The following is a 20,196-nucleotide window of genomic DNA, read 5'->3' on the forward strand; positions in this document are numbered from 1 at the left end:
GGATGTTTATTCTTCCTTCTGCTTGTCGCCGGTTTTCCTTTGCTAACCATCATGTTCTGATCCAGTGGGCTAGCCTGCTTTTGGGATCTGTTCTTTTTATCAGTCTGTTTGAAGTGCTCCATTTGGGGGCGGCCTTGTTGCTGGGGGCGATGGCGGCGGCTATTTTAGTTGCGGTCATGGAAGGAACGGTTGCCGTTCCAAGATGGCCTTTCATGCTATCGCAAGGGGTGATCGGTTGCATGATCGCCCATAGTATGCCGCTTCCGATATTGGATGCGATGCTGCGGCAATGGCCTTTGTTTTTGGCGGGGGTCGTATCTGTTATTCTGGTCAGCTCATTACTGGGCTGGTTGCTGGTTTGCTTTAATGTCGTACCAGGAACCACGGCATTATGGGGGTCTTCACCCGGAGCCGCCTTGACAATGACCCTGATGGCAGAATCCTACGGGGCAGATGTCCGGCTGGTTGCTTTTATGCAATATTTACGGGTTGTTTGTGTTGCGTTGATTGCCTCTTTGATTGCCCAAATATTTATGGGGCATCATCCTGTTGTCTCAAATATTATCTGGTTTCCACCGATTCATCTGGCAGCTTTCCTGAAAACACTCGCTTTTATTGCGGTAACAACCTTTTTTGCTGCTCGTTTCCGGATTCCGGCTGGAGGTATCTTATTGCCTTTGGGGCTGGGAAGTGGTGCTTCAGGATGCCGGTTGGTTCACTATCGAATTGCCGACATGGCTTCTTGCTATCAGCTATAGTCTAGTCGGATGGAGTATCGGGCTTCGTTTTTCGAGATCAATTGTCCGCTATGCTGCCCGTTCTTTCTTTCGAGTCTTGGCCTCTATTTTGACTCTGATTCTTTTATGTAGTGGCTTGGCTTTGATTCTGGCTAAAATTGCGCATGTCGATTTTTTAACTGCCTATTTGGCCTCTAGCCCTGGCGGTGTTGATTCTGTGGCGGTGGTTGCTGCCTCAAGTCCGGTCGATATGCCTTTTGTTATGGGGATGCAGACAGTCCGCTTTGTGGTGGTTTTGTTGACCGCGCCGACTATTGCCGGACGTTTAAGTCGAAATAAAGCCGAGCAACAGAAAGAAACTATCCCGTTAGAATAATAGTATTCTATTATTAACATTTTAGATAAACATAAAAATGTTTTTTGAGTAAGATAATATATAAATATAATAACTATATTTTTTATAATATTATACCGTGGTGGATGGTGTATCTGGCAAAATAGAGTAGAATAGACGCCCATAAAGGTAACAGATTTTTGACTGATATTTTGGGAGTCTGCGTTTATGCCTAGCTTGTTTGATCCCATCCGCTTCGGCGCTTTTACCGCAAAAAATAGAATTTGGATGGCGCCTCTGACCCGTGGCCGTGCCACGCGCGATCATGTCCCTACTGAAATAATGGCTGAATATTATGCCCAGAGGGCAAGCGCCGGACTGATTATTTCAGAAGCGACTGGCATTAGTCAGGAAGGTTTGGGCTGGCCTTATGCTCCGGGAATCTGGAGTGATGCCCAAGTAGAAGCCTGGCTGCCGATTACGCAGGCCGTGCATGATGCCGGCGGTCTTATTTTTGCTCAGCTTTGGCATATGGGACGTATGGTGCCGTCTAATGTCAGTGGGATGCAGCCTGTTGCGCCTTCTGCCAGTCAGGCACCCGGATTGGGGCATACCTATGATGGTAAAAAGCCTTATGATGTTGCCCGCGCTTTGCGATTGGATGAAATTCCGCGTCTTCTTGATGATTATGAAAAGGCTGCCCGTCATGCCTTGAAGGCCGGTTTTGATGGCGTACAGATCCATGCCGCTAATGGTTATTTGATTGACGAATTTATACGGGATAGCACCAACCATCGTCATGATGAATATGGGGGTGCAGTTGAAAACCGTATTCGTTTGCTGAAAGACGTCACCGAACGAGTTATTGCAACCATTGGGAAAGAGCGGACGGCCGTTAGGTTATCACCGAATGGTGAAATACAGGGGACGGTTGATAGTCATCCCGAACAGGTTTTTATACCGGCGGCCAAAATGTTGTCTGATTTGGATATTGCCTTTTTAGGGATGCGAGAAGGGGCTGTTGATGGCACCTTTGGCAAAACAGATCAGCCCAAATTATCGCCTGAAATCCGAAAAGTTTTCAAACCGCCTTTGGTTCTTAATCAGGATTATACTTTTGAAACCGCGCAAGCTGCCCTTGATTCCGGTGTAGCCGATGCCATCAGTTTTGGAAGGCCTTTTATCGGTAATCCTGATTTGCCACGGCGTTTCTTTGAGAAAGCCCCCCTCACCAAAGATGTGATTGAGACTTGGTATACCCAAACCCCCAAGGGATATACGGATTATCCTTTGCTTGGGGATTGATAAAAAAGAAGATCTTATGGCCTGTCTATGCCCTTCATAGGCAGGCCTATTGATAGGCTGATTTTACCTTATTTTCCGATTTTATGGAGATGTGTTTTAATCAATAGCCTGTTTTTTTTGCGATTATCGCTTAAGGTCAGAGCCTTGCTTTTAACAATAATGGTTCACGATCGCTGATATATGTCATTATCGCTGCTTCTTCCCGATCAAGCTGAAAAGCTCTTGTTACATTCCTGTTGCGCCCCTTGTTCTGGCGGAATCATGGAAAGACTTTTTGAAGCGGGTATTGAATATACCGTTTTCTTTTATAATCCGAATATTCATCCCGAACCCGAATATTTGTTACGCAAAGAAGAGAATATTCGCTTTGCCAACAAATTGGGCGTGCCTTTTGTCGATGGTGATTACAATAGCGACTATTGGTTTCAGCGCACCAAAGGTCTGGAGCATGAGCCGGAAAGAGGAGCGCGTTGCAGTTTATGTTTTGATATCCGGTTAGAGGAGACGGCTCTTTATGCCCATGAGCATGGTTTTCCTTTGATGAGTAGCTCTTTGGGTATTTCCCGTTGGAAAAATTTTGAGCAGGTAATTGCTTGTGGTCAGAAGGCGGCAGCACGCTATGAAGGGTTGCGCTATTGGGATTTTAATTGGCGCAAAAAAGGGGGCACTAACCGCATGATCGAAGTCAGCAAGCGCGAGAATTTTTACCAGCAGGAATATTGCGGTTGCGCCCATTCATTGCGGGATGCCAATGCCCATCGAAATTCCCAAGGCCGCCCATCCATCAAAATGCGGAAATATTACGGTAAGGAATAACGCCTTTTGAAAGTCTGATATGAATTTGGGATATAATGTGAAGGCTGTAGAGTAATGCAGAAAGCGCCTATTTTGTTAGCGACCCGCTTATCGCCGATGATTGAGGCGCAATGGCAAGAAAATTTACAGGCGATAATGCCTGAAGAAAATATCCTTAGCTTGAATCAGATTCAGGATAGGCGCGGGATTGAAATTGCTTTGGTTGCGAATCCGCCTTCTGGGGTTTTAGGTGATTTTCCTGACCTGAAATGGATTCAAAGCCTGTGGGCGGGCGTCGAAAATCTTTTGACGGATAAGACTTTACCGAAGATTCCCATTTGTCGTTTGATTGATCCCGATTTAGCGCAGGCCATGGCGGAAACGGTTACTGCCGCTGTCATGGCTTTCCATCGTGATTTTGATCTTTATCAATCCCAGCAACAACAAAAATTATGGCGACAGCATCCGCCCGTTTCTACCCGTGAGCGTTCTGTCACGATTTTGGGATTTGGTGAAATGGGGCATGTGTCGGCGGCAATGTTGGCTTCTTTGGGATTTTCAGTTCATGGCTGGAGTCGTTCGCCCAAAAATTTACAAGATATTACCTGCTATCATGGAGACGAGGGATTACGGCGATCTGTCGATCAGGCCAATATTCTGGTGAATTTACTACCTTTGACAGAGCAAACGCGCGCTATTTTGAATAGAGATATTTTTCAGTTTCTTGCCCCTGATGCCTGCTTAATCAATTTTGGAAGAGGGGCGCATCTGGTTGAAGCCGACCTTCTGGATTATATAGAACAAGATAAAATAAGGCATGCTTTTTTAGATGTCTTTGCGCAGGAGCCTTTGCCGACAGAGCATCCTTTTTGGTCTCATCCAAAGATTACCGTTTTTCCGCATATTGCTGCCACGACTAATCCGGTTTCAGCTTCCAAGGTTATTGCCCAAAATATCCACCATTATCGCCAAACAGGCGTGATCCCTGTCAGTTGCAATCGGGTTTTGGGGTATTAGTTCAGGGAAAAAGAGCAGTCTGCAAAGGCGGATGTTAGGCAATTTTAACATAGAGGCTGTTTAAAAAAATGCCCGAATATTAAGGTATATTCGGGCCTGTCTGGAAAAGAGATTTTGTCTCTGTCAGGCTTTGCTTTTCTGAGTATGGTAATGGGAAAGAAAGGTCATAAAAGGCACCGACAATAAAACCGCAATCAAGCGGACGGTTTGCATCGCCATAATAAAGGCCATGTCTATTTTGTCAGGAGATGAGGCCGCGATGATCGCAATAGAATCTGATCCGCCGGGACTGGTTGCAAGATAAGCGGTTAACGGGTCGATATGGGTAAAATGCGCCAATAAAGCGCCCATACATCCACAAAGCAGGATTAGAACGATAATAGCTGCGAAAACCTGAAAAAAGGAATGAGCCACATAACTGACAACCGCGCGGGAGAAGCGCAATCCGATATTCCAGCCTAACATCGTATAGCTGAAAGCCAATAATAAAGGGGGCAGGGTTAAATGAATATAGCCCAGATATTGCAGAATCAGCCCTGTAAATAACGGCAAGAGCAAGCGGCCATTCGGAATATGCAAAAGTCGGGAAATCGGGATAGCCACTATAATAAGGGCAAGTGTCTTTGCAAAATTCGTCCAATCCATAGGGGGAAACCATACAATAGACGGTAGTTGATAGCCGCTATTACTGGAAGCCATCCATATTTGGGAGATAAAGGAGGCGATGACTGCAACGCAGATCACCCGAAAATACTGCATGAAAGCAACAAGGCGAATATCGGCATCATAGGATTCTGACATAAGCGTCATGACAGTTGCCGCGCCGGGGGCAGCCCCCCATAAAGCTGTTGTACCGGGGAAGAGTTTTAAGCGGGTTAACAACCACCCGATCAGATTGCTGATAATAATAACCGAGAAAACGCCGCCTAAGAAAATAGGCCAGTCTTTGATGATCTCCCCCAATATTTTAAAGGAGAGATTATGGGCGACCATGCAGCCGATAACGCCTTGGGCAAAAGAAAAGGGTTTTTGAGATAAATGGACATGGCCGTTCATGACCGAAAAAAGGATAGCTGCTGACATGGGCCCTAATAACAAAGCCGCGGGCATATGAAGGCTATTCCAAAGTAAGGTGAAAAAAACTGACACCAGAATCAGCCCTGTCCATTGCCATAACCCCGGCCAGTTTTTTAATGTCCAGCGGGAGGGCGGGCATAGAAATTTCACCATTCAAATCTCAATATACTAGTCATCATCTGCGACCGAAAAATATTAAGAGCCGCATGGAAAACATCACCATTCTAATTTTATGATGATAACCGGATATCAGGCCATCCAGTGGTAATAAAGGCCTATTAGATATCCGAATCGGGAAATAGTTTAAAGGAAGATCTGTATAGTATTTTATAATTATAAAATATAATAAGCTTTCTTGTTTATAATCAAACAAGAAAAACAAAGTTTATTTTTTGAAAAGAGAAATAGCGTCAAATAGACAGTATCTTGAATTATGATACGGTTTCTATTGCGACAAATAACCTTCAAAAAGGAGGTATTTATTTTAAATTTTAAGGAGAAAGTAAATGGTGCGCCCGGAACGATTCGAACGTCCGACCCTCAGATTCGTAGTCTGATGCTCTATCCAGCTGAGCTACGGGCGCATACCAATTTTAAAGACAATTCAAAAACTTAAGGTCTTTGTCTCTGTCTGTGGCGAAGACTTAGAGAAACTCTTTTCTTTATGCAAGCGTTATTTTTAAGATTTGTCATTTTTTTTGAAAAAAGAGACCTCGCTTTTCGGAATAGGGCATTGTTTTTCTCATTGAGAAGGTCTCGCCTTGCTGCAAAAGCCATAAAGTCAGGAAAAAAGAGAAAAAAGCGTGACTATCGTAAAATGAGGATAGTCACGCTTTCTTGAGAAAGAACAATGTGCCTGAAAAAAATCTATAGAATCAGATTTTTCAGTGAAGACAGGTAAAAAACTTAATTTTGAAGTGTTTCACCCAATTCTGTGACCTTTTCTTTTTCGGCTTTGTCCATGTCCTGTAGTCTATCCGAAATTTCGTTTAGTCTTTGTCCGCTGATCGGCGGGGCATGTTGCAGTAGAGAAACGCGTTTTTCTTCTAGCTGCATCAAGGCATTGAGAAGAGGGTCTCACCCAGAAGAGGCGAGGCTGGTGAGGTTTTGTTGTGCTGTAATCCAGCTTTCATTTTGTGATTTGGCGGAAAGACATTGATTATCAGCCGCCTTGCAGGAAAAATGAAGTTTGGCGATTTGAGCCGAAAGTTGGTTGGCCTGTTTCTCGAAAAGTCGATGTCCCTTTTCAGCCGCCTCCAAAATTTTTTCGAGCTGGCCATTAAATTCGGGATCATCCGGTAGATTGACCGTTTGGGGTGGCGCGTCTTCGGCAATATGTATCCGCGTGACCTGTTGTTCCAATGGTCGCGCCGCCAAAGACGGAAAACGGTTATCGGCTTTGCAGCCGGAAAGGCCCAAGCCGAGGCAACCCAAGCCGACACCCAACAGGCCATAAAATGGCCTGTAAGGGAGGCGGGATGGGGCAGATTTTTTGAGAAAAGAAAGATTAGCCATTCAAAAGCTTTGCCGCATGAACCGCATGATAGGTTAAAACACCTGCGGCTCCAGCGCGTTTGAAGCAGGTTAGGGTTTCTAGAACGGCCTTATCTTTGTCGAGCATACCGGCTGCAAAGGCGGCTTCTAACATCGCATATTCACCAGAGACCTGATAGGCAAAGACCGGCAATTTAAAGCTTTCTTTTACGCGATATAACACATCGAGATAAGGAAGGCCGGGTTTGACCATGACGCTGTCTGCGCCTTCTGCGATATCCATAGCGACTTCGCGCAAGGCTTCATCACTATTAGCCGGATCCATTTGGTAGGTCTTCTTGTCGGCTTTGAAAATACCAGCCGAACCGACCGCATCACGGAAGGGATTATAAAAAACGCTCGCATATTTAGCGGCATAGGACATGATCTGGACATTGCGATGGCCTTCGCTTTCCAGCATGTCGCGGATAGCGGCAACCCGTCCATCCATCATATCGGAAGGGGCAATAATGTCGGCACCGGCTTCGGCCTGAACCCGAGCCTGTTTAATCAGTAATTCTTTGGTTTCGTCATTCAGAACATAGCCCTGCGCATCAATAACGCCGTCGTGACCATGGCTGGTATAAGGATCCAAGGCGACATCGGTTAACAAGCCGATATCGGGAACCGCGTCTTTGATGGCGCGAATAGCCTGACACATCAGATTATCAGCATTCCATGCTTCCCGACCGTCCTCGCTGCGTTTGGCGATATCGGTATTCGGGAATAAGGCCAGACAAGGGATGCCGAGGCTGTGCGCTAATTTGGCTTGTTCAACAATCAGATCAACAGACCAGCGGAAAACGCCGGGCATAGATTGAACGGCCTCTTTCACGCCTTTCCCACCCGTCACAAATAACGGCCAGATAAAGTCGGCAGGGGTCAAGACATTTTCGGAATGCATGCTCCGGCTCCAAGCGGAAGCACGGAGGCGACGCAGGCGCGTTGCCGGATATTGTGTAGGGACTAAAGACATAGCTAATTTATTTAAAACAGCTCTGTTGTAATGACCAGTCAGAATCCTATGGAATCGAAGATATCTACAAAAAACCCCTACCGTTCTGAACAAAAGGGCAGGGGTCTTTTGAGAGGTATTTCTAGGCGTCTATTACATCAAGCGTTCAAGCGCTGCTTTCAGCTTGGTGATTTCACCTGTGAAGTTATTCAGTCTTTCCCTGTTTTCTGCAACAACTTCGGCTTTTGCCCGTGCCACAAAATTGGGATTGCTAAGACGCTTTTCTGTCGCCGTCTTTTCCTTTTCAACGGCCTCAATCGCTTTTTTGAGTCGTCCCCGTTCGGCATCAAGATCAATGACTCCTTCCAAGGGAAGAACGAAAGTTGCCTCATCGACAACAATCTGTGCCGCCGCGCCTTTGGGCGCTGCTTCCTCATGGATAGACTCGATACGTGCCAGACGTTTGATGAAAGGATCAAAGCGTTCCAGATTATGCGCCGCCTTTTCAGGGATACCGTGGCTATGCAGCGGCACCTTTAAAGCGGGGGGCACATTTAATTCTGATCGGGTTGCCCGAATAGCGGTAATCAGGCGGATCAGCCAATCAATGTCATTTTGTGCGGTTTCATCGACCGACCAATTTTTATAATCCGGCCATGCCGCCACAATCAAATCATGATCGCGATCACCCAAGGCATGCCATAATTCTTCGGTGATGAAGGGCATAATCGGATGAAGCATAATCAAAATTTGGTCGATGACCCAGCCGAGCACCGCCAAGGTTTCCTGAAGCTCACCTTGATTCTGATCTTCGGTTGAAGTCAGGATCGGTTTGATCAGTTCCAGATACCAATCGCAGAAATCATTCCAGACGAAATGATACAGGCTGTTCGCCAATTCGTCATAGCGCATATCTTCGATATGCTGATCCAGTGCGCGGGCAACTTTGGCTGTTTCGGCAATGATCCAGCGGTTGGTTGTTAACGTTGCTTCTGGTGGCTGTTTCGACGTGTTGACGGCGCAGTTGTTATTCTGGGCAAAGCGGACAGCATTCCACAATTTGGTAGCGAAGTTACGATAGCCTTCAACCCGTTTTTCATCGAGCTTGATATCACGACCCTGACTTTCCATGGCGCAAAGCGTGAAGCGCAAGGCATCCGCGCCATATTTGTCAATCAGCCCCAGAGGATCAACGGTATTGCCCTTGGATTTCGACATTTTCGAGCCATCGGCAGCGCGCACCAAACCGTGAAGATACAGTTTCGGGAATGGGACATCCTTCATGAAATGCAGGCCTTGCATAATCATGCGGGCATCCCAGAAGAACAGAATATCAAAGCCAGAAATCAGTACGTCATTCGGGTAACGGCCTAGGGATTTTGGATCTGTATCCGGCCATCCCAAAGTGGCAAAAGGCCATAAAGCCGAAGAAAACCACGTATCCAGAACATCAGGATCGCGCCGGAGATTGACGCCTTGGCCTGCTTTTTCTTGGGCGGATTCTTCATTTTCGGCAACGATGGCCTGACCATCATCGGTATACCAGACCGGAATCTGATGCCCCCACCAAAGCTGACGCGAAATGCACCATGGCTGAATATTTTCGAGCCAATTATAATAGGTTTTCGTCCAGCTTTCGGGAATGATTTTAATCTTGCCAGAGCGAACCGCTTCTAAAGCCGGTTGTGCCAATTTTTCAGCATCAACATACCATTGATCGGTCAGCCAAGGTTCAATCGGAACACCTGAACGGTCGCCATAAGGGGCCTGAATAACGCGATCTTCGATTTTATCGAGCAGACCGAGCGCGTCGATTTTTTCGACGATAATCTGGCGGGCTTCGAAGCGGTCAAGGCCGATCAGTTCTTCTGGAACATCATTTTCAGCCGTCTGAATAACGCGGGCATGGCTATCCAACATATTCAGCATATCAGCCGGTTTAATACCCGCGCGTTTTCCAACTTCAAAATCGTTGAAGTCATGTCCCGGAGTGATTTTAACCGCCCCTGATCCTAATTCGGGATCCGCATGGATATCGGCAATAATCGGGATTAAACGGTTCGTAATCGGCAAGCGAATATTCTTGCCAATCAAGGCTTTGTAGCGATCGTCTTCAGGATTAACCGCGACCGCCATATCGGCAAGCATGGTTTCTGGACGGGTAGTGGCGACTATAATTTCGCCGGAGCCGTCTTCTAACGGATAGCGGAAATGCCAGAAATGGCCTTGGACTTCACGGTTTTCGACCTCAAGATCGGAAATAGCCGTTCCCAGATGAGGATCCCAATTGACCAACCGTTTATCACGGTAGATCAGGCCTTCATTATAAAGCGAAACGAAAACTTTGATAACGGCTTTCGAGAAGCCTTCATCCATAGTAAAGCGTTCATGCGCCCAGTCACAAGAGGCACCCAGACGACGAAGCTGGCGGGTGATCGTGCCGCCTGATTCGGCTTTCCATTCCCAGACCTTGTTGACAAAAGTCTCGCGATCCATGTCGGTGCGCTTCTGGCCAATCTTGGCTAAATTGCGCTCTACGACCATCTGGGTCGCAATACCGGCATGGTCGGTGCCAACGACCCACAAGGCATCTTTGCCTTTCAATCGGGCATGGCGAACAAGAATATCTTGTAATGTGTCATCAAGCGCATGGCCGATATGCAAGGAACCGGTCACGTTGGGCGGCGGAATGACCAGAGTGAAAGGATCAGCTCCCGGTCTTTCCGGATGGAATAAGCCTTCTTCTTCCCAATGGGTATACCAACGGGATTCTATCGCGGCAGGATCAAACGTCTTATCTATGGTCATAGGGGCTGTTTCTATCGCCTCCTTTCGGGGGATGCCAGTCGCAATATTACCTTTAATACGCTTTTTTAGAAGGATTCTTCCTTTCGAAAGGCGTATAGCCTGATCGTAAAGAGGACGGATAACCCGATTTCAGGGAAAAAGAATGTTTAGAAAACGCTCGAAAGATCTTTCACTCTCGCCCACCATTATATTGGTGATATCCGAGATTATCAGCTTTTTCCTGCTTTTTTGTACGGTTATTCTTGTCTGTTCGGTCGCTTCCCATGCCGCGACTCCCTCTATTCCTATCTATGATTATCAGATCGTCCACAGCTATCCCCATGATACCAAGGCCTTTACTGAAGGCTTCTTTTATCGGAACGGCTATTTCTATGAGAGCACCGGTTTGAATGGTCGCTCTTCTATTCGAAAAGTCGATATCGAAAGCGGCAAAACCCTCCAGCAAATAGAGCTTGGAAAACGCTATTTCGGTGAAGGGATTAGCGATTGGAAAGATAAAATTGTCGGCTTGACGTGGAAAAACGGATTGGGCTTTGTCTGGAATATCCGAAATCTTCGGCAAGTCAGAAGTTTTAACTATGATGGCGAAGGGTGGGGGCTGACGCATAATGATCAATATCTGATCATGAGTGATGGCACGCCGGTTTTGCGATTTCTTGACCCTGAAAGTTTGACCCCTGTCCGCACGATTACGGTGACAGCCCATGGCGAAGAACTGCCGGAATTAAACGAGTTGGAATGGGTCGATGGTGAAATCTTTGCTAATGTCTGGCAGACGAATAAAATCGTTCGGATTGACCCTGAAACGGGGAAGGTCACGGGAATTATTGATCTGAACGGTATATTGGCTGAAGCAGGGCCTTTGCCGTCACCTATTGATGTTTTGAATGGTATTGCCTGGGATAAAGAGCATCATCGGTTATTTGTAACCGGAAAATTATGGCCGAAAGTGTTTGAAATTACCCTGACCCAGCGTGTGGGCGGTCATAAGTAATGACTGCCCGTCAATAAGATGGTTCTTCGGTTGAAAGGCTTTTCTGATAGCCTGCTTGAATATCGCCAAACCCTGCCTGAAAAGTGGATTTTCAGGAGGCGATTATTTCAACAGACGAACGCTATTATGTAAAAAGCCGTAATCGGTTTGAAAATCAGAAATGCTGGCCAGTAATTCTGGAGATTTCGCGCGATACCATCGCTTCGACAATAGCAGGAAGGTTAGAATCCAACCATTCTTTCAGCATGGGGCGGAGCATATCTTTTACAAGATCTTCCAGCGTCAAATCCTGATGGGATGACTGGCTGACCATCATGGCAGACAGATTTTTCAAGGCCTGACGGCTGGCTTGTTCGGCTCTTTCTGACATCAAGCTGTCTTGCGATTTCGAAGCATTGCCGTTTAACGGAGTGTTATTTTCATTATAATCGCGGTGGTCGTTATTCATCTGCTGATCCTTCGACGGGCTAGAGGAAATAGGATCCGTTAACTCCAAAACACTGCTATCTGAGTCACGCCGACGCAGATCGTCGAAACGATCGCCTTCGGGAGACAAAGTTCGGCCATTGGGTTTACGATCACCATCGGCAATAATGCGTTTGATAGAAGCCAATATGTCTTCCATCGAAGGTTCAGGGCGCATATCAATCATGCTCACAATGTGCCTGTTTCTGTTTTTTTTGTCACGAATAGTTTTGTATAATTATATTAACGACCCTATCACTGTGATATTTTAGCCTGAAATGGCCTTTTACAAGAAGGGTTCTTGATCTGGTTATCTTGAAAACGGATCACTTGAGCCGAATTCTTGGGCAAGAATACACCATAAAATCCTGATGTTTCAACTGGATTAGGGGTGTTGTCTTTATAATCAATCAGAAATATTCAGATTTTTTATAATAAAATCGGTTTTTATATGATTATTTTATCCATTCTGTCTGGCTTCTATCAATAGCCTGTTGTGTGGCTTTGTCGGGCTTCCTACATTCTTGGAAAAGAGCAGGAGATTATATGGGCATCCACGCTTCCGGTCACAGAGGTTCTGCTGCTTCTGATTCGCATGAAGCTTCTTTCCATCAAAAAACAGCCGAGGAACTTTTTTCACGAGATCAAGCAATGCTGCTTCGCTTTTTAGCAAGGCGCAATCGTTTGCTGGCAACATGGGCGGCTGAGATGATGCATCTTACCCCCGAAGAAGCCGATCCCTATACCAAAGGTTTTGTCGGTGCCGGTTTTGAAGAGATGGATGAAGAGAGCATCCTTTCCCGATTGATGGGGGATCTTTTATCGGCGCAGGTCGAGATAGAAGAAAGCCAAATTCGGGCGATGCTGGATCAGAAATCGGTCGAAGCCAAGCGTCAATTATTGGGAGTTGTGTAGCATCATGGCGATGACTATCGAAGAAATTGAACAATATATTATAAAAGCGGTTCCTGATGCTGATATTGAAGTCGTCGATTTGAACGGGAATGGCGATCATTTCAGTGCCATTGTGACAGCGGCTTCTTTTAAGGGATTATCGCGTTTGGCACAGCATCGCCGCGTTTATGATGCCTTTGGCGGGCGCATGGGGGAAGAGCTGCACGCTTTAAAGCTGACGACCCGTATTCCTGAATAAGATCATCTTTAATTTAGAAATTTACCCTCTACATAAGGAATATTGTTTATGGCCGATACGATTAACGACCGGATCAAAGAAATTCTGGAAAAAAGTCCGGTAGTGCTGTTCATGAAAGGCACCCCGCTTTTTCCTCAATGTGGCTTTTCCAATCAGATCGTCTCTATTCTGAATGCGGTTGGCATTGAATATGATTCCGTCGATGTTTTACAAGATCCAGAAATCAGACAAGGCATTAAGGTTTATTCTGATTGGCCGACTTTCCCGCAGCTTTATGTCAAAGGTGAACTGGTCGGCGGCTGTGACATCGTTACCGAAATGTATCAAAGCGGCGAATTGGCTGAATTGATGCAGAAAGAAAATATCGCCCGCAAAAATTAAGCGACAGGCGAATAACTGGGAATAGTATATCGTCTATGGAAAATTTTCCGAAAAAGCGTGTCTGGTTTTTGATCGCCATTCTGCTTTTTCTAGGGATGATCCTTTTCACGATCAGGACGGGGAAAAGCCATTTTTGGGATTTATATCCCCGTCCTTCTTTGGAAAGCATTACCCGCAGTAGCCTGCAATCCGTCCGAGAAGAAAACCGGTTAACGGTTTTTATGGCGCGTTATGTCGCTGTTTCCACGGCGAGTGAACAGCATTTTGGCTTATCAGCGAGAAAAACGCTGATTATGCCGGGCAACGTCCGCTATGAAGTCAATCTGGCGGCTCTAACTCCGAAAGATTTACATTGGGATAATGACCGTCATCTTTTGACGGTAGATTTGCCCCCGCTGGAAATTAGCCAACCCGAAGTTGATATGGCCGCCGTCCGCGAATATGACTCCGGCGGCGTGCTTATGGCACTGACGGATGCTGAACAACAGCTTGATTCAGCCAACCGAAAAGCTGCTATAGAAGATTTATCACGACAGGCTAGGAATAATCTGTCAATGAAGCTGGCAAATGAAGCGGCATGCCGCGCGGTTGAGAGAGCCTTTTCAATGCCTCTTAAATCAGTCGGTGTTACTGCAAATGTTGAAGTCCGCTTTCGGAATTAAGGAGTATATCGGGAATGAATGCGCCGTTGGATAATTTGGTTCAGACCGATTGGGTGCAAGAGATCAAGCGTCTGAAAAAAGAACGCAATGCTGTTATTTTGGCGCATTATTATCAGACGCCCGAAATTCAGGATATTGCCGATTTTATCGGTGACAGTCTCGATCTTTCCCGTAAGGCGGCTGAAACAGATGCGGATGTTATCGTTTTTTGCGGCGTTCGTTTTATGGCAGAAGTCGCAAAAATCCTATCACCTGAAAAAACAGTTTTGGTTCCTGATATGGAAGCCGGATGTTCCCTTGAAGATAGCTGCCCACCGGAAGAGTTGGCGGCTTTCCGTAAAGCCCATCCTGACCATATCGCATTGACCTATATCAACTGTTCGGCTGAGGTGAAGGCTTTATCAGATATTATCGTTACCTCGTCATCAGCCGAAAAGATTTTATCACAGATCCCCGAAAGTCAGCCGATCATCTTTGCGCCTGATCGCAATTTGGGTGCATGGTTAAACCGGAAAACCGGACGGGATATGTTGTTGTGGCCGGGATCCTGTATTGTTCACGAGAATTTTTCAGAAACCGAATTATTAAAGCTGAAACAACTTCATCCTAATGCCCCGATTGCTGCCCATCCTGAATGTCCGGCGGCCATTTTGGATCATGCCGATGTCGTCGGCTCTACCCGCGCTATTTTAGAATTTGCGCTGAAATCGGATTCAGATACCATTATTGTTGCCACTGAACCGCATATTATCCACCAGATGGAAAAATCGGCACCGCATAAGACCTTTATCGGCGCGCCGGGTATGGATGGTAACTGTAATTGTAATATGTGCCCCTATATGGCGCTGAATACGATGGAAAAGCTCTATCTGGCTTTGAAAAACAAGGCACCAGAAGTCACGCTGGACGAAAAAACGCGTTTGGCCGCGAAAAAACCGCTGGATAAAATGCTGGAAATGGCAGCTTCAACCGTCGGCGCGGGTGATCTGGGCGCGATGGCTTCTGCTCAATAGCGATGTGAAGGGCTTTATTTGATGCAGGATAATCCACAGCAGACAACAGGTCATCCACCACGTTCGGCTTTTCATCAAACCACCCCATGGCAAAATGATAAGCAGGCCAAAGCCCCTTCATGGGCAAAGAATATCAACCTGCCAACAACTTCGGTGCTTGATATCGATGGTTTTGATGCGGAAGCCTTTATTCGTTCGACCTTGGCCGAGGATCTGGGTGAGGCGGGCGATATAACGGCAATGGCGGTTATTCCCGAAGAGGCCGTCTTTTCGGGGGTTATGGCCAGCCGTGAGCCGATGGTTATTGCTGGATTACCCTTGGCCGCTGCATTTTTTAAAGCCCTTGATCCTTTGGCTGAAATTGAAATTTTAGCCAAGGATGGTACCTATCTGCCAGCAGGGCAGACCCTTTTGAAAATAAAAGGGAAGGCGCGGGCTTTATTGGAATGTGAAAGATCTGCTCTTAATCTTTGCCAGCATCTTTCCGGTATTGCGACTATGACCCGCGATTATGTCGAGGCCATTAAAGGCACCGGCACCATTTTACTGGATACGCGCAAAACCATTCCCGGATTACGTCTGCTTGAAAAATACGCCACTCGCATGGGGGGCGCGCAAAATCACCGCATGGGTCTGGATGACGGCGCGATGATTAAGGATAATCACATCGCCGTTGCCGGAAGTGTTGCTTTGGCTGTCCGTCGTGCGGTTGAAGCCGCTATTCCTTATATCATTGTTGAAATTGATACTTTGGAACAGATACCGCCTGCTTTGGAAGAGGGGGCAACCCATCTGTTGCTGGATAACATGAATCCTGAGACACTTGAGAAGGCTATCTCCCTAGTTCAGGGACGAGTTCCGACCGAGTCATCCGGCGGCGTTAATCTGGATAACATCCGGTCGCGAGCAGAAACGGGAGTTACCTATATTTCCGTCGGTCGTTTAACCCAGTCTGCCCCCGCGGTTGATATCGGTTTGGATTTCTCCCTTTTGCCGTCAGCTTGATCGCGCGTTTTTTATTGTCAGAAGCCGATGATGCGGTATTTAGTCTTTGGTTTTCAGTTTTCATAGCCGATGTTTCCTGCCGGCTATTTCAGGAAAAATCAGTGAAAAATACCTTCAGCCTTCTTCGAAAAATAATTTTAGCTGGCTGTTTATTGGGCAGCTATGGCAGTCATGCTTGGGGGCGACCTTCCAAAATAATAGCGCCTGCTCATAGTGATATTGTTACCGAAGCGTCTGACAAATCTGATAAATATGAGGCCGATATTGCAGGTTATACATTGGCACTGCAATGGTCACCGGAATATTGTCGCGGTAAAACCACCCACGCCGCCGATGCGTATCAATGTGGGACAGGGCGCTTTTTCAGTTTTGTTTCCGATGGGTTATGGGGCGTTGATGCCGCGGGGAAGCGGTTGCAATATTGTAAGGAAGCGACGGCCTTACCGCTTGCCACGATTGATAAAATGGCTGATGTCACGCCTTCGGCGCAGTTAGTGCAGCAGCAATGGACAAAATACGGCGCATGTACGGCCTCTAAGGCCGAAGATTATTTCTCCCGCATATCAACGCTTTTTCGGAAAATTCATTTTCCAGATATGAATAGATTATCCAGCGATCCTGATCTGACGATTGCCAAGCTGAAAGATGCCTTTGTTGAGGCTAACCGTCATTTAGATAGCAAGGCTATAAAAGTAGTGGTTAACCACAAAAATTGGCTTACCGGCATTCGGTTATGCTATAATGCCGACTTCAAATTTCAGAATTGTCTTGCGGATAGTGTCACACCGCCTGCGGATACCAAAATAAAAGTGAAGCCCGGTTTCCAATTGCGGCCTGTTTTTGGATGAGTCATGTTAAAGCCTGTTCTTTGGAAATGAAGGCTAATCAAAAGGCCTTTGCTGAAAAAGTCGATATTACTACTTTATGGCCTGAACATAGTCGTATCCGCGTGGTGGAAGAAACAGAATCCACCAATAGCGATATGCGGCTTTTAGCCGATCAAGGCCTTCCCGAGGGTTTTTGGTTGCTGGCCAATAAACAGACAAAAGGGCGGGGGCGCCAAGGTCGCAAATGGCAATTACCCGAAGGTAATCTGGCTATTAGCGGTTTGGTTCGGATCAGAGAAACCGATACTTCCCTGTCTGGCCTCGCTTTTGTTGCGGCTTTGGCGCTATATCAGGCAGCTAGTCTTTTTGTGAAAGCGGATTGGCTTTCTTTGAAATGGCCGAATGATTTGATGTTGAAAGGCGCAAAATGCGCGGGAATTTTGATCGAAGGTCATCAGGATGCGATGATTTTCGGTTTTGGTGTTAATCTGAAACAGGCTGTTAAGCTGGATAGGCCGACAGCGGCTTTGGCTGATTTTGCGGATAAGATACCAGAAAAAAAGGCTTTTTCTGAAGCCTTAGTCGCTTCTTTTGCTGATTGGCTGGATATCTGGCGTAAACAGGGTATTGAAATTATTCATGATAACTGGTTGAAAAGAGCACATAATATTCATACTCCGCTTACTATCCACAAGGAAAACGGTGAATTGCTTTCCGGATATTTTGCGGGTCTTGATCCCGACGGCGCTCTAAAGTTACGTTTACAAAATGATCGGATATGTCTGTTTCATAGCGGAGATGTTTTGTTAGCTAGGTCATAAAATGTTTTCTTTGTTCAGGAATTGATACATGCTGCTCGCTATTGATGCCGGCAATACAAATATAGTTTTTGCGTTGGTCGATGGGCGGGAAATTCGGGCGCGATGGCGGATTGCTACAGAAGGTCGGCGGACAGCAGATGAATATGCCGTTTGGCTAGTACAGCTAATGGCTATCGGAGGATTTACACGCGAAGAAATTGATAGTGTCGTTATTTGCACCGTGGTTCCGCGGACGTTACATAATCTTGAGGTTTTATCGGCCAAATATTTCGGGGTGAAAGCCTTGATTGCCGGAACACCGCCTTTGGATTGGGGGATTGATATTGATGTTATCAGTCCTGAAACGGTGGGCGCGGATCGGTTGGTTAATGCGTTGGCCGCGCATCACCTTCATTCCGGCCATAAAATAGCGATTGATTTCGGAACCGCGACAACTTTTGACTGGGTGGATGAAAAAGGGGCTTATCGTGGAGGGATTATTGCCCCGGGTATTAACCTGTCCTTGGATGCCTTGGTCGGAAAAGCGGCTCGCTTGCCGCGTATTGCGATCGAGATACCAAAAACGGACAGTGTAATCGGCCGTAGCACCGAAGAAAGTATGCATAGCGGTATCTATTGGGGATATATCGCTATGATTGAAGGCTTAACCGAGAGGATGAAACAGGAAATAGGACAGCCTGTTACTGTGATCGCGACCGGTGGTCTGGCCTCTCTCTTTGCGGTCCATACGTCTGTTTTTGACGTGATCGAGCCTGATTTGACTATTCGAGGGATGGCGCTCCTTTACGAACAGAAAGCGCCAACGAAATTCACTGCGCATTCCGGTGGGTTTGCCGCAGATTTTAGCCCCCTGTAATCGGGGATTTTTTACTACTCTGTTAAGATGAAAGCGAATAATAGTCTGTGAAAAGACCAGGTAAAGAACTCCTTTTTCTGGCCCTTGGTGGGTCAGGCGAAATCGGTATGAATGCCAATCTTTATGGTTGTGATGGCAAATGGGTGATGGTCGATCTGGGTATCACTTTTGGTGATGCCAGCTATCCGGGTGTTGAAGTTATTTTACCGGATATCGAATTCATAGAAGAGCGCGCCAAAGACCTTTTGGGTATTGTTATCACCCATGGTCATGAAGATCACATTGGTGCCATTCCTTATCTTGCGGCTGATTTGGGCGTTCCGATTTATGCAACGCCTTTTACGGCTGGACTGATCCGTAGCAAGTTACAAGAAGAGCGTATCGCCGATAAGGTAAAGCTCCATGTTATCGAAAATAATGGCCGCTTTAAACTCGGTTCATTTCGTTTCAATTATATTCCGCTTGCCCATTCCATCCCCGAAGGCAACGCGCTTCTGATCGAAACCCCTTATGGCAATGTATTCCATACGGGTGATTGGAAGTTGGATGATGATCCTTTGGTCGGCAATACGACCAATGCGAAAATGCTCCGAAAAATCGGCGATAATGGCGTTTTGGCCTTGGTTTGCGATTCAACCAATTCCTTTAACGAAAAGACCTCTGGCTCTGAAGGTGATGTCAGAAAAGGTTTGGATGAAGTTATCCGTAAGGCTCCCGGACGGGTTTTGGTGACGACTTTCGCCTCGAATGCGGCGCGTATCCAGACATTGGGGCAGGTGGCCCAAGATGTCGGTCGTCATTTGGTGATTGCCGGAAGATCTATCGAAAAGATTATCAAAATCGCCCAAAGCACGGGCTATTTGCAAGACTTCCCAAAAACGCTTTCTTATGATGAAGCGATGCGTATGCCTGCCGAGAAAGTGATGATCGTCGCGACCGGTGGGCAGGGAGAATCTCGGGCGGCCTTGTCGCGGATTGCTTTTGATAGCCATCATTTGAAATTATCCGCAGGCGATAGCGTTATCTTTTCCTCTCGTCAGATTCCCGGAAATGAAATGGCGGTGGGGCGTATCCAGAATGCTTTGGCTGCCAAGGGTATACGGATGGTCACGGATCGTCAGGCCATGATTCATGTGTCGGGGCATCCGGGACGGCCTGATTTACAGGCGATGTATCGTTGGATAAGGCCAGAAATGCTTATTCCGGTGCATGGCGAATTGCGTCATATGGCCGAGCAGGCACGGCTTGGTTTGGCAACCGGTATTCCGCGCAGTCTGGTGCAAGGAAATGGCGATCTTATTCGTCTTGCGCCGAAAGGGCCGGTTTTTGTCAGTCATGAAAATACAGGTCGTCTCTTGCTGGATGGAGACGTTATCCTTTCAGCTAATGGCCCCACTATTGGGGAACGTCGGAAAATGGCTATCAATGGCCTGATTTCTGTCGGATTAGCGGTTGATA

The 20,196-nt window shown here is 46.7% G+C and carries 22 protein-coding genes and 1 tRNA gene (1 of these 23 cut by a window edge); 16 read left to right on the forward strand and 7 right to left on the reverse strand.

Features of this window, described 5'->3' with window-relative positions; genetic code table 11:
• Positions 1-2 precede the first annotated feature (2 nt).
• The 5 genes from ZMOB_RS06625 (at position 3) to ZMOB_RS06640 (ending at position 4,188) form a co-directional block, all read left to right on the forward strand.
• Positions 3-758 (forward strand): AbrB family transcriptional regulator, encoded by a 756-nt coding sequence (locus ZMOB_RS06625; RefSeq protein ID WP_252507259.1) that lies wholly within the window; start codon positions 3-5, stop codon positions 756-758.
• Positions 691-1,113, forward strand: a complete 423-nt coding sequence (locus ZMOB_RS10395) for an AbrB family transcriptional regulator (RefSeq protein WP_252507260.1) — start codon at positions 691-693, stop codon at positions 1,111-1,113. The genes ZMOB_RS06625 and ZMOB_RS10395 overlap by 68 nt, the downstream gene beginning before the upstream one ends.
• Positions 1,114-1,299: 186 nt before the next feature.
• Complete coding sequence (locus tag ZMOB_RS06630) at positions 1,300-2,376, forward strand: alkene reductase (RefSeq protein WP_011241612.1); 1,077 nt, start codon at positions 1,300-1,302, stop codon at positions 2,374-2,376.
• A gap of 180 nt (positions 2,377-2,556) precedes the next feature.
• Positions 2,557-3,192: an epoxyqueuosine reductase QueH gene (locus tag ZMOB_RS06635; RefSeq protein ID WP_012817615.1), complete on the forward strand. Its 636-nt coding sequence runs from the start codon at positions 2,557-2,559 to the stop codon at positions 3,190-3,192.
• A 54-nt stretch (positions 3,193-3,246) separates the two neighbouring features.
• Entirely contained in the window at positions 3,247-4,188 is a 942-nt protein-coding gene (locus ZMOB_RS06640) for a 2-hydroxyacid dehydrogenase (RefSeq protein WP_014500973.1), read from the forward strand.
• 123 nt (positions 4,189-4,311) lie between these two features.
• Here the strand turns inward: ZMOB_RS06640 and ZMOB_RS06645 are convergent, their stop codons facing one another.
• The 6 genes from ZMOB_RS06645 to ZMOB_RS06665 all read right to left on the reverse strand — a co-directional run bounded on the left by ZMOB_RS06645 (position 4,312) and on the right by ZMOB_RS06665 (position 10,561).
• Positions 4,312-5,418: an AbrB family transcriptional regulator gene (locus ZMOB_RS06645; RefSeq protein WP_014500974.1), complete on the reverse strand. Its 1,107-nt coding sequence runs from the start codon at positions 5,416-5,418 to the stop codon at positions 4,312-4,314.
• A gap of 354 nt (positions 5,419-5,772) precedes the next feature.
• Positions 5,773-5,849: transfer RNA gene (locus ZMOB_RS06650), tRNA-Arg, on the reverse strand.
• Positions 5,850-6,171: 322 nt separating this feature from the next.
• Positions 6,172-6,321: a hypothetical protein gene (locus ZMOB_RS10400; protein WP_252507261.1), complete on the reverse strand. Its 150-nt coding sequence runs from the start codon at positions 6,319-6,321 to the stop codon at positions 6,172-6,174.
• 21 nt (positions 6,322-6,342) lie between these two features.
• On the reverse strand, positions 6,343-6,780 hold the full coding sequence (locus tag ZMOB_RS06655; RefSeq protein WP_252507262.1) for a hypothetical protein: 438 nt from the start codon (positions 6,778-6,780) through the stop codon (positions 6,343-6,345).
• Entirely contained in the window at positions 6,773-7,774 is a 1,002-nt protein-coding gene (gene hemB / locus ZMOB_RS06660; RefSeq protein ID WP_011241607.1) for a porphobilinogen synthase, read from the reverse strand. The genes ZMOB_RS06655 and hemB overlap by 8 nt, the downstream gene beginning before the upstream one ends.
• A 132-nt stretch (positions 7,775-7,906) precedes the next feature.
• Positions 7,907-10,561 (reverse strand): valine--tRNA ligase, encoded by a 2,655-nt coding sequence (locus tag ZMOB_RS06665; RefSeq protein ID WP_014500975.1) that lies wholly within the window; start codon positions 10,559-10,561, stop codon positions 7,907-7,909.
• A gap of 142 nt (positions 10,562-10,703) precedes the next feature.
• On the opposite strand from ZMOB_RS06665, the gene ZMOB_RS06670 reads away from it, so the two are divergent.
• On the forward strand, positions 10,704-11,555 hold the full coding sequence (locus tag ZMOB_RS06670; protein WP_011241605.1) for a glutaminyl-peptide cyclotransferase: 852 nt from the start codon (positions 10,704-10,706) through the stop codon (positions 11,553-11,555).
• Between the two features lie 154 nt (positions 11,556-11,709).
• Here the strand turns inward: ZMOB_RS06670 and ZMOB_RS06675 are convergent, their stop codons facing one another.
• Positions 11,710-12,198 carry a DUF2497 domain-containing protein gene (locus ZMOB_RS06675; protein ID WP_014500976.1) on the reverse strand — a complete coding sequence of 163 codons (489 nt, stop codon included), beginning with the start codon at positions 12,196-12,198 and terminating at the stop codon, positions 11,710-11,712.
• Positions 12,199-12,566: 368 nt separating this feature from the next.
• On the opposite strand from ZMOB_RS06675, the gene ZMOB_RS06680 reads away from it, so the two are divergent.
• The 10 genes from ZMOB_RS06680 to ZMOB_RS06725 form a co-directional block, all read left to right on the forward strand.
• Complete coding sequence (locus ZMOB_RS06680; protein WP_011241603.1) at positions 12,567-12,935, forward strand: DUF1476 domain-containing protein; 369 nt, start codon at positions 12,567-12,569, stop codon at positions 12,933-12,935.
• 4 nt (positions 12,936-12,939) lie between these two features.
• Entirely contained in the window at positions 12,940-13,173 is a 234-nt protein-coding gene (locus ZMOB_RS06685) for a BolA/IbaG family iron-sulfur metabolism protein (protein ID WP_014500977.1), read from the forward strand.
• Positions 13,174-13,221: 48 nt separating this feature from the next.
• Complete coding sequence (grxD, locus tag ZMOB_RS06690; RefSeq protein WP_014500978.1) at positions 13,222-13,554, forward strand: Grx4 family monothiol glutaredoxin; 333 nt, start codon at positions 13,222-13,224, stop codon at positions 13,552-13,554.
• A 35-nt stretch (positions 13,555-13,589) separates the two neighbouring features.
• The gene (locus tag ZMOB_RS06695; RefSeq protein WP_011241600.1) at positions 13,590-14,216 is read left to right on the forward strand and encodes a DUF4230 domain-containing protein; all 627 of its coding nucleotides are present in this window, start codon (positions 13,590-13,592) and stop codon (positions 14,214-14,216) included.
• A gap of 14 nt (positions 14,217-14,230) precedes the next feature.
• The gene (nadA, locus tag ZMOB_RS06700) at positions 14,231-15,229 is read left to right on the forward strand and encodes a quinolinate synthase NadA (protein WP_014500979.1); all 999 of its coding nucleotides are present in this window, start codon (positions 14,231-14,233) and stop codon (positions 15,227-15,229) included.
• Positions 15,230-15,250: 21 nt separating this feature from the next.
• Positions 15,251-16,234: a carboxylating nicotinate-nucleotide diphosphorylase gene (gene nadC, locus ZMOB_RS06705; RefSeq protein ID WP_014500980.1), complete on the forward strand. Its 984-nt coding sequence runs from the start codon at positions 15,251-15,253 to the stop codon at positions 16,232-16,234.
• Positions 16,235-16,335: 101 nt separating this feature from the next.
• Positions 16,336-17,082 carry a ribonuclease T2 family protein gene (locus ZMOB_RS06710; RefSeq protein WP_011241597.1) on the forward strand — a complete coding sequence of 249 codons (747 nt, stop codon included), beginning with the start codon at positions 16,336-16,338 and terminating at the stop codon, positions 17,080-17,082.
• Positions 17,079-17,882: a biotin--[acetyl-CoA-carboxylase] ligase gene (locus ZMOB_RS06715; RefSeq protein WP_011241596.1), complete on the forward strand. Its 804-nt coding sequence runs from the start codon at positions 17,079-17,081 to the stop codon at positions 17,880-17,882. Before ZMOB_RS06710 ends, ZMOB_RS06715 begins: the two co-directional genes overlap by 4 nt.
• Before the next feature lie 28 nt (positions 17,883-17,910).
• Positions 17,911-18,738, forward strand: coding sequence for a type III pantothenate kinase (locus tag ZMOB_RS06720; protein ID WP_011241595.1), 828 nt, complete (start codon positions 17,911-17,913; stop codon positions 18,736-18,738).
• Between the two features lie 47 nt (positions 18,739-18,785).
• Positions 18,786-20,196 carry the 5' portion of a ribonuclease J gene (locus tag ZMOB_RS06725; RefSeq protein WP_011241594.1) on the forward strand. The gene runs 230 nt beyond the window's last position, so the window shows 1,411 of its 1,641 coding nt (coding positions 1-1,411); its start codon is at positions 18,786-18,788; its stop codon lies off the right edge, out of view.

Source organism: Zymomonas mobilis subsp. mobilis ATCC 10988 (assembly GCF_000175255.2).
In the GTDB taxonomy this organism is placed as follows: Bacteria; Pseudomonadota; Alphaproteobacteria; order Sphingomonadales; family Sphingomonadaceae; genus Zymomonas; species Zymomonas mobilis.